Raw genomic sequence first — 15,884 nt, 5'->3', positions numbered from 1 at the left:
AGGTTACCTCTGGACAATAAATTCTGGTGAAATAACAAGATTCATAACGAGCGCACGAATATCAGCGTAATAACTTTCGTTATGTCGAGGGCACTCTTCTAGAAACGCCAGACATGCGCTTTTTGTCGTTGCTGTCATTTGTCCAGCAAATAAGCGGTCATCAAACGCGTTGATCAGGTCCAAATCGGTTTCTGGTGTGTTCTTCCAATAGAGGTCGTCCCATTTGCTATCAATTTCCCACCCTTTTTGGTGATGATTGAATTGGACGACTAGTTCTTTAATTTCACGGCCGTACTGGTAGATATTGTTCCACTCATAGATGTTAAATTCGGGTGCAAAATGTCCTTCTAACGCGGGATCAGACGGGGCATCGTCGTGTTGATAGTAATAGAAGACCGAAGGTGCACTCATTGGTAACATTCTGTCGTACCAGTTAAAGTTTTTCGCCCACACTGACTCTCCTCGAGAAAGCTTTGCCCCCAATGCACGTAGAGAGTGAGTGAACACAATGAGAGGATCTCGAACCTTGCCATCGGTATCGCTACTGTGTAACGCAACTTGGTCGGTTAATATTGCGGTGATTAGCGTTTGCATATCTCCACCACTGTTTATAAAAGCATTACGCACCCTTCTTACATGGCCCGGTTTGGGGTTACTGGTGACCATTTTACTGATAAAGAAATAGGCGATGTAAGTGTATAGATTACTTTGATTCATTAAATGTTCGACAAAACTGTCGAGATCTTCCGAGGCCGATTGACCCGCTGGAAAGGTTTTCCCAAGAATGCGTTTTTCATCCTGATTGTGCTCACCAATCGGCTCTAATGGTTCCATGTAACGTTCGTGACCACTTGTCCTCTTTGCAAACTTCCAGCCGGTAAATACTTTGGCCAATTGCTCGATGTCTTCCTGTGTGTAAGTCGGCACAGGCCTCCCTTCGCTGTCAAGAACCGGCTTGCCATTGCCTTCGAGCTTGACGGGACCAAGAGTAAAAAGCTGCAGTATCTCTCGGGCGTAGTTTTCATCGGCTTGATGAGCCTCGTTTGACATGTTGTCAATAAACGTTAGGTACTCCCCCATAACAGGAGATGTGGAAACAAATTTTAGTAGCTCGCGGAAATTACCAAAAGCCCGTTCTGATAACCCATCAAAATAGAGGCAAAATGCGGAACGTCTTGCAACAGGTGAGAGTGCCGGATCTCTTGTACTTACGACAAACAGTTGCGTCAGAATATAAGCAACACGCTGCCTTAAGTGATCAACGTATTCTTGCTTTTCATAATCACTGTCTAGCGTCAGTCCTGTCCAACTTGTCGCGTATAACACACCATCGCGGTGGTCACTTCGGTTCTGGTCTCGTTCAAAACGTTTATACCAACTGCTTATCGGTTTGTTGGTTTGGCTCTCGATCCACATTTCGATGGAGCCACTGGATTGGAGCTCTCCGATATCGGTTTGATTGGGCCCAAACGTACACTGACAAAGCGTACGATAGGCAGATAAGGTGTCGATACTCATTGCTCTTCCTTTTCGTTATTGACGTTATGCAGGCATACTTTCTACCCGCTTTTTTCGAAGAGGAGCATCGTAGATGACAAAAATCGATTTATGTCAGCCTTGAGTGTTAGTTTGTTTAGATATTACAAAGGTGATATATCGATTCCACAAACCACCGTCACACTGACATTCGCCATGATTTGCTCCCACTTGAGCGTTGTAACATCTCAAGCTCAATTTACCGCTGGTTAGCCCTTTATATCGAGACATTGCGGTCTCAGATATTGAGCGATAGTGGTAACCAGGCTCCGATTTCCACTCCGCTATTGTTCCATTTTTCAGAGCCTCTACAGCTTCGTTTCTGGGATGCCTATCTTCCCAAAGCGCCGCATTCTTTCGAGGCGGTATTAACGGAGTACAGCCCTTATTTTTCAGAGTCTCATGGCAGTTTTTAGTGTCATATGCTCCATCGGCAGATACGGCAATGACCTTTCTGCGTAGTGGATTGAGCAACGTCGGTAGCACTCCACTATCGCCAACATTTACAAGGCTGACTTCCGTACTAATCGTTTCGTGAGTATATACATCAACAGCTAAGCGCAGTTTGCGCCATGTTCTACGTTTTTCTGCACCATGCTTTTTCACTTTCCACTCACCCTCGCCAAAGACTTTAAGACCAGTCGAATCAATGGCTATATGGCGAATAGCTCCTCTGGATTTATTACGATATTTGACCTGAACTGTCTTCGAACGTTTACTGATACAGGTGTAATCAGGGGATGTCAGCGGAACATCTAATAACTCAAAGAGAGAGTCGATAAAGCCTTGAAGAGCACGCAATGGCAGAGAGAAGATCCCCTTAATCATCAAGGCGGTTTCAATCGCTGTATCAGAGTACTGAAAGCCTCTACCTCGCTTGCCATGATGGGTTTTGCATTTCCATGCATCTATGGCTGAGTCATCTATCCAGAACGTAACCGAACTACGTTTACACAGAGCCTTATTGTATTCCGCCCAGTTGGTAATCTTCTTTTTCGCTTTGCCCATGTCACCACCGTTCTAATCATCACAAAGGTTCAGATCGCAGATCTTGGAAAAGGTTCAACTGATTTAGGCAACAGCGCCTATTTGGAGTGTTAACATAAACTGATTTTTAATCGTGTTTTGGCGTCCGTTAATAACAATCTGAATGCATAAATTTAACTTATTAATTTGTCAAAACATTCAGTAAACTAATCCCAAATGAGTAGAGTTATAGAGACTTCTAAGCCTTTGCAGAAAAAAGTAACGAGTTCAGTTGATAATTTACGCAAAAGTCTCGTCATTCCATCTATCGTTTGGTACATTTGCCGCACATTTTGTCTCCCCTAAAATACCCATGCCTTCTCAGTTCCGAATTAACAAAATTGTTGAAATTGGTGACACTCTTCACCGCAGTGGTTGCGCTCCGTATAAGCTTGAAAAATATACACAATATTATGCTAAAAAGCATGATGTGGATGTGATGATCCAAGCAACGCCAACTGCGATTAACTATCAATTTCCAGACGATAACAATGCCGTTATTCTTAAGCGTCTAAAGCCTGCGTCAATTAACCTGAGTTTGTTGGCCAATACGATCATTCGTATTAACCAACCGAGCAGTGAGCCAGTACCTGAGCCTGTCGGCTACTCTAAATTTGTGACGGCACTTGCCAATATGGGTATTCCGCCTGCGTATTTGATGCTGGTGGGCAGTACGTTGGAAGCGGTCGGCTTTTCCGCGTTATTGGGTTTGATGGTGTGGGTATGTCAGCAAGTTCTTCATTCACGTCGCGCTATCGCGGTTGAATTCATCTCGGCACTGTTAACGGGTATCTTTGTGGCGTTTCTGGCGAGTACAGGGTTGCCGATTCCGGTATGGGCGTTGTGTATCGCTTCGATTGTCTTGTTTGTCCCCGGGTTATCCATAGCCAACGCATTAGAGTGTTTAGCCTTTAATGACTTGGTTTCTGGCACTAGCTTGCTAGGGCAGAGTGCCTTAACGCTGATTAAGCTGTTTGTCGGGATTATCATGGGGCTCAATATTGGCGAAGCGATATGGGGACAAGCGGTCTCCATCGACTATACCAATGCGGTACCGATGTGGATGCACATATCTGGCTTGGTGCTGATCTCTGTGTCTATCGGTGTGATGTTCAATGCTCGTCCTAAAGACATCTTACTTGGTTTGCCAGTTGCCGTTCTCGGTATGTGGGGACCGTTCTATCTAGGTTTTGATAGTGGTTGGGTTGTCGGTACTTGGGTTACGACGGTTCTTATTACTTTGTACGGAACTTGGATTGCTAAAAAGATGGAGCTCACGGGTTCTATTTATATCGTGCAAGGGATCATCATCTTGGTTCCGGGTAGCCGAGTATTAGTGAGTGCCAGCCAGTCGGTGTTTGAACAATCGATTCTGCCTATTCCGAGTATTGGTTTGTCGGCGTTATTCATGTTCTCTGCAATCGTGGCAGGGCAAATCACCGCTTACTCGATTTACTCACCAAAAGTCGAACGTTAAGCCGTTCCGCTTTTTAAACCTCTAAACAAACACAGCTTAGTGGCTGTGTTTGTTCGTTTTAGGTATTGTTCTTTTTTTAAAGACAATTAACTCTTCGTAAAACTTGTTAGATTTATGCTCGCTAAGCCTGACAAGAGCCATTAAAATGGAACAAATTCTATTTAAATGAAGTATTAACGTATGTCTTTACCTCCTTGCCCGCAATGCCAATCTGAATATGTCTATCCAGACCAAAACAACCTAATCTGCCCTGAGTGTGCCTACGAATGGAACCCAGAAGAAGAGCGTTTAGAAAGAGAAGCCGCGCGTGTTAAGGACGTGAATGGCGTTGTATTGGAAAGTGGCGATAAAGTTACCTTCATTAAAGATCTAAAAATTAAAGGCAGTTCTAGCGTATTGAAAATCGGCACTAAAGCCGTGATTCGACGCATCAATGAAGGCAAAGATCACCAGCTAGATTGCAAGCTGGATGGTGGTGGTGAAATGCTGGTTACAGCGAAGTACGTTAAGAAGCAATAGTCGATAATGGGTCAAAATAGCGAGTCACTCCTGAACTTAATAGCGTAGGCCGTTGGAGAATCAACATCATATGGACATGGTTAAAGCTGCTCTTTCACATTCAACGGCCTTTCATCACTATGTGAACGCGTGCGCTGAGGATGGGTTAGATATTTACACGGGGATTTCCGATGGCAGTGATGCCTATTTAGAAAGACGAATTGCTTATTCAAAAGGTGAGGGTTTGCCTGAAGGGTGGACGCCTGCTTCTACCTATTTTTGTTTCGAGTCTGGGCGTATTCTTGGGGTGATAAGAGTTCGTCATGGTACCAGTCCGTACATTCACGATGTCATAGGACATATCGGATATGAGACGCTGTCGCAAGCCAGAAGGCGGGGTATCGCAAGTCATATGTTGTCTTGGATTCAACGACACGTATTGACCGAAAGCGTTATCATTACCTGTGAGAGGGGCAATATTGCTTCGCAAAAAGTGATTGAGAAGTGCGGTGGACAATTCCTGAATACCTTTTATTCAGAGCAAGATAAACACGAAGTCTTACGTTACCAACTAGAATCAAAATGAACACTAAAGCATGGCACTTGCTTATGTTCACTTACTTTCCTTTAGCGAGATTTTATTAAATTGAAACCACCATTGATGGTGGTTTCTTTGGTTATAGTTCATCGATTATTGTTGGAGATATTTTGAAGTATTCGACAAGACCTGCTCAGTCATCAGATCATGAATTTCTGTTCGAGCTAAAAAAGGCAGCTGAATTTGAACCTATCAAAGCCGTATTTGGCTGGGATGAGCAAACTCAACGAGATATACACGCCGAAGAGTGGGCAGAAGAACGACCTGAAATCATTGAATATCGAGGTAAAGCGATTGGGAGTGTGTTGTTGCAAGACAAAGGCGAGCACTTCTATTTTTGTCGATTCTTCTTGCTGCCTGAGTATCATGGAAAGGGCATTGGCAGCCAAGTATTGAAAGATTGCTTAGCTAAGGCTGACAGCCTCAATAAACCCGTCGAACTTTGTTACCTGCAAGGTAATCGAGTTGGGGAGTTGTATCTTAGGTTTGGCTTCGAAATCACTTCGCAAAACGATCAGTTTGTCTATATGTGGCGTCAGTAACCCCAAGCGTTAGTTATAACCTCAACGGCACAATGTGCCGTTGTGTTGTCATCGTCACTCAATAGGCAAAGACAGTACACTGCCATTGAGTTTGACTTGTTTTAGCCATTCGGTTGGAATTCCACCGTCTTCTTCGTAGAAACACGCCGCTAATACCGCACCAATCACAATCGCACGACCGCAGCTGTCACCACCACACAAGATATTGTCGCGAATGCCTTGTTGATAACTCTGAGCACCCGCAATGATGCGTATCAGCAAGGGGAACGCAGCGCTCAATTCACAATGCAATCCAAACTTCTTCGCGGCATCTGTAATCGAAAGCTCTGGATCAGCCAGTGCTTCGTCGATTTGATCGTGTATGAACTTGCTACAAGTTTGTCGCACCATTTCTACCGATTGCAGTGGCGAGTTGCCCTGAATTGCTGCTTGAATCAGTAGGGTGATGGCTTGCGCCCATTCCACGGCTTTGTCGTTGTTGTTGGTCACTCGTACCGCGCTCTCTACCATCGCTGGCAAAGTGTGAGAGGTATAAGTACACGCCACTAATGGAATGATCTTTGAGACTGCGGGGAGCTGTGTATCATCCGCGCCACAGGCTGTAATTGGGGCGTTTGCCAATTCTAATTGATGGATGTTCAACAAGCTCATACGAGTCGCTTTATCAATGTAGCCTCGCCAACTACCACCAAAATCAAACCAGAAGCGGAAGTGTTTGATGTAGCTCGCTTCATCGTATTTTTGGTTGTCAACTAAACTGTCGACCATCGCCAATAGCTGAGCACCATATTGCGATTGTTCACCTGCGGTTTTTCCTTGGTGCGCAAAGTAGCCTTTGTCTTGATAATCGAACCGATTCGGTGAGCGAAATTCAGGCTCAAAACCAGCCACGTGTAAGATCCTCTCTTGGTCATACAGCCAGTGCAGCCCCATTGAAGCGGCGTCTCCAACCAATGCGCCGACAACGGCGTAAAAAGCTCTTTCTTTATGATTGTCCATGTTGAGCAATGTCCTTGAGATGAATCAACGTAGTTCGATACGTTAAGTATAGTGATTAGACGAGTATTTTGCTGTGTTTCTAAGAAGAAATATGAAGGAATAAATCCTGATTGGTCAATAACTTAAACCAATCAGGTGAAATGGGTAAGGGTGATGAATAGTTGGGCGAGTCGGTACTTCTGATTAATGACGTTACTGATGGTTAAGGTAAGCACTAGAACGTTGCTCAATTACTTTGAACAGGCGTGAAAGCACAAAGCATAAAGCAAAATATACGAAGCCTACAATCAGCCAGATCTCGAAGATCAAACCTGACGAGTTTGCCATTTCAGTACCAACGAAAGTCATCTCTTGGATCGAAATCAGAGACACAATCGACGTGTCTTTAACCAAAGAGATTGCTTGGCCAGCCAATGGCGGTGTGATGGCCGTTAATACTTGCGGGCCAACCACAAATCGATACTTAGACAACGCCGATAAGCCGAGCGAGTCAGCCGCTTCCCATTGCCCTTTTGGAATACTTTCTAAGCCAGCTCGAATCACTTCTGCGATGTAAGCCGAAGAGAGCAAACCAATACAGATAACACCAGACGCTAAGTTTTCCCAAAGGTTAGCAGGACCAAACAGAAAGGCTTGAACAGCGTTAATATCGCCGTTGTGTTCACGCAAGATACTTTCTAAACCAAGTAATGGAATCAGTTGGTTAGAAACGAAGAAATAGAATATGAAGACAAAGACCAGTGGTGGAATATTTCGAACCAACTGGATAAAAATCAGCGCAGGTGTACGAAAGAAAGCAATTTTAGAGTGCCTTGCAACGCCAAGTAATGTGCCAAAAGAGAGTGCTAACACCATGCTCCAGACACTCAAGCGCAGTGTGGCGATCAAGCCTTGGAAAAAGTACGGGACGTTACCTTCGGATGGCGGAATAAAAATCAGGGTAAACGCATCTTCCCAGCGCCACTGGTAGTTAATACCAACAGCAGAGCGATAATAAAGCCAGCCTGCAAACACACAAATGACAGCGAGTAACACACCATCTAAAAGAGTAAGGCGTTGATACCAAGGCTTCATATGAACGTTGGGCTTAGGTGTTGTTAATGCGCTAGTACTACTCACGTCATTCCTGTTTAAACATTAATTATTATTGGGTTGTTGCTTGGATCTAAGACGAATCAAATAAAGCTACTTAAAAAGGCTACTTAAATCGTCGATGAGAAGGCAGTGCAAACAGTGCACTGCCTTGATTTAGATTCGACAGATTAGCTCATATTAAAAAGTGAGCTCAACTTCAGATTACTGACCTTGAGCAATCTGGTCTTGCCAATCTAAAGTAGAGAACCAGTACTCGTAACGCTCTTTCAACCAACCGTCTTCAGTACGTGCTTTGATCCATTCGTTGAAGAACTCTGCCTTGTCAGTTTCACCCAGGCGAACTGCAAATGCTTCGTTACCTTTGGATAGACGCTCTTCAAATGGAATAAATAGCGTGTCTGCGTTTTTGATCGCTTCGTGTTCTGGTTTCGGGCTAGACGCGATAACCGCGTGCGCGTTGCCGTTTAACACTTCTTGGAATGCTTGAGCATCGTCATCGAACTGTAGAACTTTCGCTTTAGGGAAGGTTTCACGAGCCACTTGAACTGTGAACGCACCACGACGAGCAGCAATTTTCACGCGACGAGAATCAAAATCAGAGATCTGAGTAAAACCTTCCGCTAGCTCTTTATTAGCAGCCAGTTGAACACCAGAGTGCGAGTAAGGTTCAGTGAACAGTACGCTTTTAGCGCGAGCTTCAGTAATAGACATACCGCCGATGATCACATCAAACTTGTTCGAAAGTAGAGAAGGGATGATGCCGTCCCATGCCGTAGGAACGAATTCGACTTTCCAACCCGAATCTTCGGCAAGGCGCTTCGCTACATCGATTTCAAAGCCAACAAGATCGCCTTGTTTGTTACGCATCGCCCAAGGAACAAATGTCGACATACCAACGCGTAGAGAGCCACGTTCGTTGATTTTGTCTAGGTTAGGCGTTTCAGAAGCAAGTGCAGGCAAACTGACGGCAAGCGCAAGTAGGGCTGTAATTGCGGTTTTAAATAGCTTCATGCTGATAAATCCTTATTGTGTTCGCCAGTTAGCTCCGAGCTTATGCTCAAGCCAAGCTGCAACGGCAGAAAGTGAAAGTGTAAGTGCAAGGTAAATGATCGCCACAGAGAACCAAATCTCAAATGGCATCGCGGTTTCAGAAACGATGTTTCTGGCTTCGGTTGTTAGGTCAAAGATAGCCATGACACTCACAATCGAAGAGTTTTTGATAAGAGAGATCACTTCATTAGTCAAAGGTGGCAAGGTGCGTTGCACCACCTGAGGAAGAATCACATCCCAGTAAGTATAGGTCTTTGATAAACCCAAAGATTGAGCTGCTTCAAATTGTCCTCTCGCAATACCATTTAAACCAGCACGGAAGATTTCGGCGGTGTAAGCACCTTGGAAAAGTGCCAAGGCTAAAACGGCAGTGCTAAAACGATCCAGCCCTAATACGGGGCCAAACACAAAATAGAGCAAATAGATTTGTACTAATAACGGCGTGTTACGAATCAACTCAACATAGCTGGTGGCTAAGGTGCGTCCAACCACAGAATTTGAGTTTCTCAATAGCGCCGTCGTTAAACCAATGATCAGTGTCGCGACCAAAGAAATCAGAGAGATATTGATGGTAACCAGTAGTCCTTCAACTAACTCCGCAGGCCACCATTCGCCATCTTCATAGAAAGCAATATAGTCTGGCACGCGCTCCCATTGCCAGCTGTATCCCATGGTTTGTGCGCCAGAATCGAGAATCCAAACAACAGCGGCCACTAGTACAACAATTTGTATTAGAGCGGAAAGGGCGGGTTTAATAATTCTAATCAACATCAATAAGTCAGGATCTGATTTAGGAACGCTTGAGTACGTTCATGTTGAGGGTTTTCAAAGAGCGCTTGTGGAGTATTCGATTCCACAATTTGTCCTTCATCCATGAAGATAACGCGGTCGGCCACTTGTTTTGCAAAGCCCATTTCGTGGGTGACACACACCATCGTGATGCCTTCGCTCGCCAGTTCAACCATCACATCGAGCACTTCGTTGATCATCTCCGGATCAAGCGCTGAAGTGGGTTCGTCAAACAAGAGTAATTCCGGCTTCATGCACAGAGAACGGGCGATAGCCACGCGTTGTTGCTGGCCGCCAGAAAGTTGCACTGGGTATTTGTTGGCTTGTTCTGCAATGTGCACACGCTCGAGATAGTGCATTGCTATCTTTTCGGCTTCTTGTTTGCTTTTTTTAAGCGTACGAATTGGAGAAAGAGTAAGGTTCTCAAGCACGGTAAGATGGGGGAATAAATGAAAGTGCTGAAACACCATTCCGACTTGGCCCGGTGTGTTGAACTTACTCGGGAGTACTTGCTCTAGCACGGAAAGTTCGCCACTTTCGAAAGGTTCTAGCTGATTGATGCAACGGATCAAGGTTGATTTACCCGAACCAGACGGCCCGCAAATCACCACTATCTCTCCTTGTTCAATATTTAAATCGATATCCTTTAGGGCATGAAAATCACCATACCACTTGTTAAGTGACTTAAACTTAACCATTTCCTTGAGATTGTTCAAATCGTTGTTCATACCTAGTAAAGAGACAGGTTTACCTTAACAATATAGAAATATGATTGCACATAAAATTAGGGACTTATGAGAATTTAATAGCATCTTGTAGGGCAAATTAAAAGCAGCGCTCAAAATGAACGCTGCTTCTGTTGTACGAAAGAAAAAAGTAATGGGTTCAGTCAGATGTGAAAATTCATCGTTGTATGACCACTATCTTTGTTTTCATTCTTTTTCCCGATTTTTAGTGAATCGCAGACTCTAGAATTTCACGTGTTTTCTCAGGTGTGATTGCTTGGTTTTCGCCAAGTTGCAGGTAACCGTGTGATTCAAGTTGAGCGACAACGTTGTCAATCGCCGTTGCTTTGTTTGTTTCGTAGCCGTCGAACATGGTTGCTACGTCTAGGCTGTGGTAGAACGCTTCGATTGCAGCGATTGTGCGTTCTGCTAAATCAGCACCCGCTTCTAGGCCAAATACGTTACGACCCATTTGCTCTAGCTTGCCACGTTTCGCTTCGATTTGGTTACGAAGTAGTGAAGGTTGAACAATCGCAAGTGAGCGCGCGTGGTCTACGTGCCATAGTGCAGTGAATTCGTGGCCAATCATGTGTGTTGCCCAATCTTGAGGAACACCCGTCCCAATCAGGCCGTTAAGCGCTTGGTTTGCTGTCCACATTAGGTTTGCACGCCATGCGTCGTTGTCACGCTCGTCGTATTGCTTACCCAGTACAAGCAGGTTCTTAAGCAGTGTTTCTGCGTAACCGTCCTGAACCATCGCGTCTGTTGGCATTGTAATGTATTGCTCACATACGTGAACCCACGCATCAACTAAACCATTAATCAATTGGCGCTCAGGTAGAGACTTCATTACATCTGGGTCCATAACTGCAAACTTAGGCTGTACTGCAGGGTTAAGGAAAGCAAGCTTCTCTTGAGTCGCTTTACGCGTGATTACCGCGCCCATGTTAGATTCAGAACCTGTCGCAGGAAGAGTCAGTACCGCGCCGATTGGCGTCGCTTCAGTTACTTGGTGTTTGCCCGTTAGGATATCCCAACCGTCGCCGTCGTATTTAGCCGCTGCAGCAACGTACTTAGAACCGTCGATTACTGAACCACCGCCAACAGCGATAATGAACTCTACGTTTTCTTCTTTAACAAGAGCGACTGCTTTGTCTAGCGTCTCTTTGGTTGGGTTTGCTTCAATGCCAGAGAACTCAATCCAAGAGTGATCTTTCAAAGATTCTACAACTTGGTCGTAAACACCGTTGCTCTTGATTGAACCGCCACCATAGATGACCAGTACTTTCTTCGAAGTATCAACCGCTTGGCTGATAGCGTTGATTTGGCCTTGGCCGAAATGGATAACAGTAGGGTTAACGTAAGTAAATTGCATCAGAGATTCCTTGTGTAAAGCGAAATTTGTTATTTTGGTTTATTGCTCAATTTCTATATTTGCATATTAGTACAGTAATCTAGGTCAATGAAGAGCTGTTCCTCCAAATAAATTGCCTATTTCTACAAAGTTGATATTCTTCCTCTGGTTTAGCTTACTTACTCTTAGCACTTGGAATGGAAAGTCGCCACTTATGAAAACACTCGCTCAGTTATTACAGTCTTATGTAGAACACAAAGGTTGGGATGATCTCGAAGGGATCAGAGAAACTGAAATTAGCGGCGTGTGGTTGTATAGAAGCAGTGGCGGGAATCAGCGTCAGCCATTTACTTACCAGTCTGGCATTATCATGCTCGGACAGGGCAAAAAGAACATCTACATTGGCGAAAGGCCAGTGACTTACGCTGCGGGTGATTATCTTGTGGTGGGTGTGCCAATGCCGTTAGAGTGCGAAGCCTTGCCTGTTAATGGTGAACCATTGCTTGGCTTGTCGATTAGCATTGATTCCCAACGCTTGCATAGCTTAGTCAAAAAGCTCGAAGATCAAGGCTTCTTAGAGAGCTACTGCAACAAGCACAAGCAGAACTCGAGCGGCTTAGAATCGACGCCAATGGAAGAGCAAATGCTGGAGAGCTTTACCCGATTGGTGAAAACGCTGCATTGCGATATTGAGGCCAACATATTGGGTGATGCTATGGTGACAGAGATTGTCTACCGTGCATTAACCGGTTCAGAAGGGCGTGTGCTGTTTGATTTGGCCCATCATGATGGCCATTACGCTCGTGTCGCCAAAGCGCTATCTAAAGTGCATGAAGAGTACGACCAAACCATCACCGTTCAATCGCTTGCTGACGAAGCCAACATGAGCGTGTCTGCCTTCCACAATGCATTCCGTAATGTCACGTTTGAGTCACCACTGCAATATTTGAAGAAGGTCAGGCTCAACAAAGCCAAAGAGCTGATTCAACTAGAAGGCCTGCGAATCAGCGATGCTGCACGTCGAGTCGGCTATTCGAGCCCATCCCAATTCAGTCGCGAATTTAAGCGCCACTTCAATACTACTCCAAGAGCGGTATAGTTTTTTATATTGTTGATTGGCGGGAGAAAGTAGAAGGCTTCACCGCTCTAACGAGTTTGTTTAGCCTAGTCCCATAAAATTAATCGCTAGAATGCCATACCAATAGAGACGTTAAACGTATCCTCATCAATGTCATAAGTTATGTCCTTACCCTCATACTTACCGCTATCCACTTGGTAGTTTCTCCACTCCATTTTGAGCTCTGCAAATTTCCATTTAGTCGATACACCGAGGACGTTGAAATAGGTTGCGTCAGGGTTGGCCGCGTCATTAACCTCGTCGCTGAGCTGAGCGCCACCTATGCCGAAATTATAATAAGGGCGAACCGTGATGCGTTTAAGCGGGAAGCTGTAACCTGCGCCGACCTTTACAAACGCCATGCCGTCACTGATCGCGTCTTCGTTAGCGTCTTCCAACATGTCATCGCGCTTTCTATGCTGGTACTCACCGCCAATCTCAAATAGGTCACCACGAAACATCAGGTCAACGTATTGAGATGAGAGTTTATCACCCTCCTGATACCCCAAGCCGAACGCAATATCAGCCATAGAGGGAGCTGAAAACCCTGCCAATAGAGCCGCTAACACTCTTGTTTTAATGAGCTTTGTCATGGCCGAATCTCCTTAGTTCAGGGCGTTATATTTCTTATCAATCATGCAGTTTCTCAACACCGTCGCATACATGGCTTTGTTATCTTCTTCAGCCTGAGCCCCTGCTCGTCGGCCGCTAACTCTACCGGATACCACACCAATCGCCGCACCAGTCTTGGCAGCGTCAGATCCAGAGCCACCAGAGATAGCGCCAACAGCAGCGCCAGCCGCCGCCCCTTTCGCTGCGCCTTTTACGCCGCTTCCTTTCTTGGTTTCTGTAGGTGCTGTCAGCGTTGACTCAGCAACACCTTGGCATGTTGCAAGTTCTTGCTGAGCAACCTCAAGCGTCACGTTGTCGTAATTGAATGAAATGTGAGTGGTTGGGTCTGTGATGTAGCCACCACTAGCAAGAGCAGAGAGGGAGGTCATAACTAGGCTCAGGCCTAACAGTTTCGTTCTTTTGTTCACTTTCTAATCCTCAAGTTGACCAAACAAATTCGTTTAATCATTGATATTGAACTCTCTTCGAGGTCGACAAATAGATTTAAACGTAATGAAGCGATAAGTTATCTTCATGTTGTGTGCATACTATCTTGGTGGGCATATGTTGGATAATGACCTTGAAACATAAGAGTTATTTGTCTGATGCATAACATGTTTCAGCTATGAGCTATTTACTCAGGCTGTAGTTGAGAGAGCGGGCTTAGAAAAGGGAAACTTGTGAGAACATCACCCCCTTGTTAATCAAGATGAGCAAATGTATTGAATTGTAGGTAATTTCAGTATGTTGGTATTTGAATTTCTAATTTATTATTAATGTATTTATATAGTAAAAGTGCTCTAAAATAATTAGTTATTTAGGTTAAGACTTTATGCACGTATATAAGAATAAAAATCAAACAATACAGTCAGTAAGCGGTTTTTAAGAACTTTAGTGTGAACGACCTATCAAATTCTTTCTAAATTACCAAAATTATCCCTCACTCTATCTGAGAGAGTATTCATGATTGTTGAATATATCTGAAAATAAAAAGAATTTATTACTCGGTTAGCGACCGTATTGCGGATAATTAGTCGTGTTGTGACTAATTATTCTGTAACGTGCTGATTTATAGTCAAGTGATAGCCTGACGGTTATCACGTTTCTCTTAAAACAATTAAACTAACATGGCGCTACTTTAATCATTCTTCAAAATACGATTGTTAAATATAAATACGTATACCTATTTTATTAAAAGGATAATACCGATGAGTAGCGATATCATTAAAATTTCAAGAAACACTGAAAACGCACCAATTAATTCTGTATCTACACAAACGGTCGCTTTTTCTCATTATAATAACTTTTCTGCTCAACTTCCGATTGACCCTAAAACGGGTGAAATAGTCGTCGGTGATATTAAAGATCAAGCCGAACAATGTTTGAATAATATTAAATCGATTGTTGAAAGCATCGACCATGTTATGGATGATGTCGTGAAGATTAATGTTTTCGTTAAGAATATTTCTGATATCGATGCTATTGATGAAGTTTACAAAAGCTTCTTCCACAACAGCCTGCCAACACGCAATGTCGTGGGTGTCGCTGCACTGCCAAACAGCGATGCGCTGGTTCAAATGGATGCTCTCATTTCTAACGGTGAAGGCACTAAACCACAAGCACCTTGCGCACTAGTTAAGGTATCAAGAAATACGGATAATGCACCTCAAAGTACTGTGTCCACGCAGACTGCAGCCTTTTCTCACTACAACAATCTTTCAGCTCAGTTGCCTATAGATGTAACCACAGGTGAGTTGGTTGATGGTGGTATCGAATCGCAAACAGCACAATGTCTATCAAACATCAAAGCTATTCTAGAAAGCATTGGTCATGTAATGAATGATGTGGTTAAAACGACTATCTACCTAAAAAATATCGCAGATGCGGAAGTGGTAAATGAAGTATGTGCTAAATTCTTCCCAAGCTACGTTCCTGCTCGTACCGTTGTTAACGCAGCTGAATTACCAATGGGTGCTTTAATTCAAATTGATACATCCGTTTCACATGGCGACGGTACACCGCCGCAATTACCAGAAGACACTCGCTTACTGGTGATTGAAACCAATAATACTGTTTCTGCACCATTTATGCCTTATTCGCACACAGTGGCTTTCTCTCACTACAATCATATTTCAGGACAATTACCTTTAGATCCGAAAACAAATGAAATTGTTGCTGGTGGTGTAAAAGAACAAGCTGAACAATGCTTAAACAATATTAAGGCGATAATTGAAAGCGTTGACCATAGCATGGACGATACGGTGAAAATTAATATTCAACTTAAGGATATTTCAGATATTGATGCGGTAAACGAAATCTACACCACATTCTTTAATGCTGAGCTGCCTGCAAGAACGGTAGTCGGGGTTTCAGAAATCCCAATGAATGCTCTGGTACAAATTGATGCTGTCGTTTCTAACTGTGAAGGGACACCTCCACAAGACGTTGTTGCTTAAATCAATTGAA

At 44.0% G+C, this 15,884-nt stretch carries 15 protein-coding genes and 1 pseudogene; 6 read left to right on the top strand and 10 right to left on the bottom strand.

The features are described 5' to 3' along the window. Positions 1-3: 3 nt before the first annotated feature. Complete coding sequence (locus MSG36_RS10335) at positions 4-1,518, bottom strand: DUF1800 family protein (protein WP_065677597.1); 1,515 nt, start codon at positions 1,516-1,518, stop codon at positions 4-6. A gap of 122 nt (positions 1,519-1,640) precedes the next feature. Continuing rightward, positions 1,641-2,544, bottom strand: a pseudogene (locus MSG36_RS10330) (IS5 family transposase). Between the two features lie 331 nt (positions 2,545-2,875). Here MSG36_RS10330 and MSG36_RS10325 point away from each other — a divergent pair. The 4 genes from MSG36_RS10325 to MSG36_RS10310 all read left to right on the top strand — a co-directional run bounded on the left by MSG36_RS10325 (position 2,876) and on the right by MSG36_RS10310 (position 5,677). Next, complete coding sequence (locus MSG36_RS10325) at positions 2,876-4,039, top strand: threonine/serine exporter family protein (protein ID WP_248367616.1); 1,164 nt, start codon at positions 2,876-2,878, stop codon at positions 4,037-4,039. 180 nt (positions 4,040-4,219) lie between these two features. Further along, entirely contained in the window at positions 4,220-4,558 is a 339-nt protein-coding gene (locus MSG36_RS10320; protein ID WP_004731484.1) for a zinc ribbon domain-containing protein YjdM, read from the top strand. 70 nt (positions 4,559-4,628) lie between these two features. After that, complete coding sequence (locus MSG36_RS10315) at positions 4,629-5,123, top strand: GNAT family N-acetyltransferase (RefSeq protein WP_065677547.1); 495 nt, start codon at positions 4,629-4,631, stop codon at positions 5,121-5,123. A gap of 122 nt (positions 5,124-5,245) precedes the next feature. Next, positions 5,246-5,677 carry a GNAT family N-acetyltransferase gene (locus tag MSG36_RS10310; RefSeq protein ID WP_248367615.1) on the top strand — a complete coding sequence of 144 codons (432 nt, stop codon included), beginning with the start codon at positions 5,246-5,248 and terminating at the stop codon, positions 5,675-5,677. Positions 5,678-5,731: 54 nt separating this feature from the next. Here the strand turns inward: MSG36_RS10310 and MSG36_RS10305 are convergent, their stop codons facing one another. The 6 genes from MSG36_RS10305 to MSG36_RS10280 all read right to left on the bottom strand — a co-directional run bounded on the left by MSG36_RS10305 (position 5,732) and on the right by MSG36_RS10280 (position 11,710). Beyond that, positions 5,732-6,676, bottom strand: coding sequence for an ADP-ribosylglycohydrolase family protein (locus MSG36_RS10305; RefSeq protein ID WP_248367614.1), 945 nt, complete (start codon positions 6,674-6,676; stop codon positions 5,732-5,734). A gap of 192 nt (positions 6,677-6,868) precedes the next feature. Then, entirely contained in the window at positions 6,869-7,795 is a 927-nt protein-coding gene (locus tag MSG36_RS10300) for an amino acid ABC transporter permease (RefSeq protein WP_081230537.1), read from the bottom strand. Positions 7,796-7,972: 177 nt separating this feature from the next. After that, complete coding sequence (locus MSG36_RS10295; protein WP_081230536.1) at positions 7,973-8,782, bottom strand: transporter substrate-binding domain-containing protein; 810 nt, start codon at positions 8,780-8,782, stop codon at positions 7,973-7,975. 12 nt (positions 8,783-8,794) lie between these two features. Next, a complete protein-coding gene (locus tag MSG36_RS10290; protein ID WP_017062664.1) occupies positions 8,795-9,592 on the bottom strand; it encodes an amino acid ABC transporter permease in 798 nt (265 codons plus the stop codon). Next, complete coding sequence (locus MSG36_RS10285; protein ID WP_048606287.1) at positions 9,592-10,338, bottom strand: amino acid ABC transporter ATP-binding protein; 747 nt, start codon at positions 10,336-10,338, stop codon at positions 9,592-9,594. The genes MSG36_RS10290 and MSG36_RS10285 overlap by 1 nt, the downstream gene beginning before the upstream one ends. 223 nt (positions 10,339-10,561) lie before the next feature. After that, positions 10,562-11,710, bottom strand: coding sequence for an iron-containing alcohol dehydrogenase (locus tag MSG36_RS10280; protein ID WP_248367613.1), 1,149 nt, complete (start codon positions 11,708-11,710; stop codon positions 10,562-10,564). A gap of 193 nt (positions 11,711-11,903) precedes the next feature. Between MSG36_RS10280 and MSG36_RS10275 the strand changes: the two genes are divergently transcribed. Next, positions 11,904-12,788, top strand: a complete 885-nt coding sequence (locus tag MSG36_RS10275) for an AraC family transcriptional regulator (protein WP_017067592.1) — start codon at positions 11,904-11,906, stop codon at positions 12,786-12,788. Between the two features lie 86 nt (positions 12,789-12,874). On the opposite strand, the gene MSG36_RS10270 is transcribed toward MSG36_RS10275, so the two are convergent. Next, a complete protein-coding gene (locus MSG36_RS10270) occupies positions 12,875-13,399 on the bottom strand; it encodes a hypothetical protein (RefSeq protein WP_248367612.1) in 525 nt (174 codons plus the stop codon). Between the two features lie 12 nt (positions 13,400-13,411). Beyond that, positions 13,412-13,846: a hypothetical protein gene (locus MSG36_RS10265; RefSeq protein WP_248367610.1), complete on the bottom strand. Its 435-nt coding sequence runs from the start codon at positions 13,844-13,846 to the stop codon at positions 13,412-13,414. 780 nt (positions 13,847-14,626) lie between these two features. Between MSG36_RS10265 and MSG36_RS10260 the strand changes: the two genes are divergently transcribed. After that, entirely contained in the window at positions 14,627-15,874 is a 1,248-nt protein-coding gene (locus MSG36_RS10260) for a RidA family protein (RefSeq protein ID WP_048613372.1), read from the top strand. The last annotated feature ends 10 nt before the right edge of the window (positions 15,875-15,884 follow it).

The organism is Vibrio sp. 1CM8B (assembly GCF_023161685.1).
GTDB lineage: Bacteria > Pseudomonadota > Gammaproteobacteria > Enterobacterales > Vibrionaceae > Vibrio > Vibrio coralliirubri.
The sequence above is the reverse complement of the archived record's forward strand: the minus strand, read 5'-3'. Positions and strand labels throughout refer to the sequence as shown.

Bases quoted from the DNA above. Each gene is read 5' to 3' on its own strand.
- MSG36_RS10280 (WP_248367613.1), bottom strand. From the start codon at position 11,710: ATGCAATTTACTTACGTTAACCCTACTGTTATCCATTTCGGCCAAGGC.
- MSG36_RS10295 (WP_081230536.1), bottom strand. From the start codon at position 8,782: ATGAAGCTATTTAAAACCGCAATTACAGCCCTACTTGCGCTTGCCGTC.
- MSG36_RS10315 (WP_065677547.1), top strand. From the start codon at position 4,629: ATGGACATGGTTAAAGCTGCTCTTTCACATTCAACGGCCTTTCATCAC.
- MSG36_RS10325 (WP_248367616.1), top strand. From the start codon at position 2,876: ATGCCTTCTCAGTTCCGAATTAACAAAATTGTTGAAATTGGTGACACT.
- MSG36_RS10320 (WP_004731484.1), top strand. From the start codon at position 4,220: ATGTCTTTACCTCCTTGCCCGCAATGCCAATCTGAATATGTCTATCCA.
- MSG36_RS10285 (WP_048606287.1), bottom strand. From the start codon at position 10,338: ATGAACAACGATTTGAACAATCTCAAGGAAATGGTTAAGTTTAAGTCA.
- MSG36_RS10290 (WP_017062664.1), bottom strand. From the start codon at position 9,592: ATGTTGATTAGAATTATTAAACCCGCCCTTTCCGCTCTAATACAAATT.
- MSG36_RS10335 (WP_065677597.1), bottom strand. From the start codon at position 1,518: ATGAGTATCGACACCTTATCTGCCTATCGTACGCTTTGTCAGTGTACG.
- MSG36_RS10275 (WP_017067592.1), top strand. From the start codon at position 11,904: ATGAAAACACTCGCTCAGTTATTACAGTCTTATGTAGAACACAAAGGT.
- MSG36_RS10270 (WP_248367612.1), bottom strand. From the start codon at position 13,399: ATGACAAAGCTCATTAAAACAAGAGTGTTAGCGGCTCTATTGGCAGGG.
- MSG36_RS10260 (WP_048613372.1), top strand. From the start codon at position 14,627: ATGAGTAGCGATATCATTAAAATTTCAAGAAACACTGAAAACGCACCA.
- MSG36_RS10305 (WP_248367614.1), bottom strand. From the start codon at position 6,676: ATGGACAATCATAAAGAAAGAGCTTTTTACGCCGTTGTCGGCGCATTG.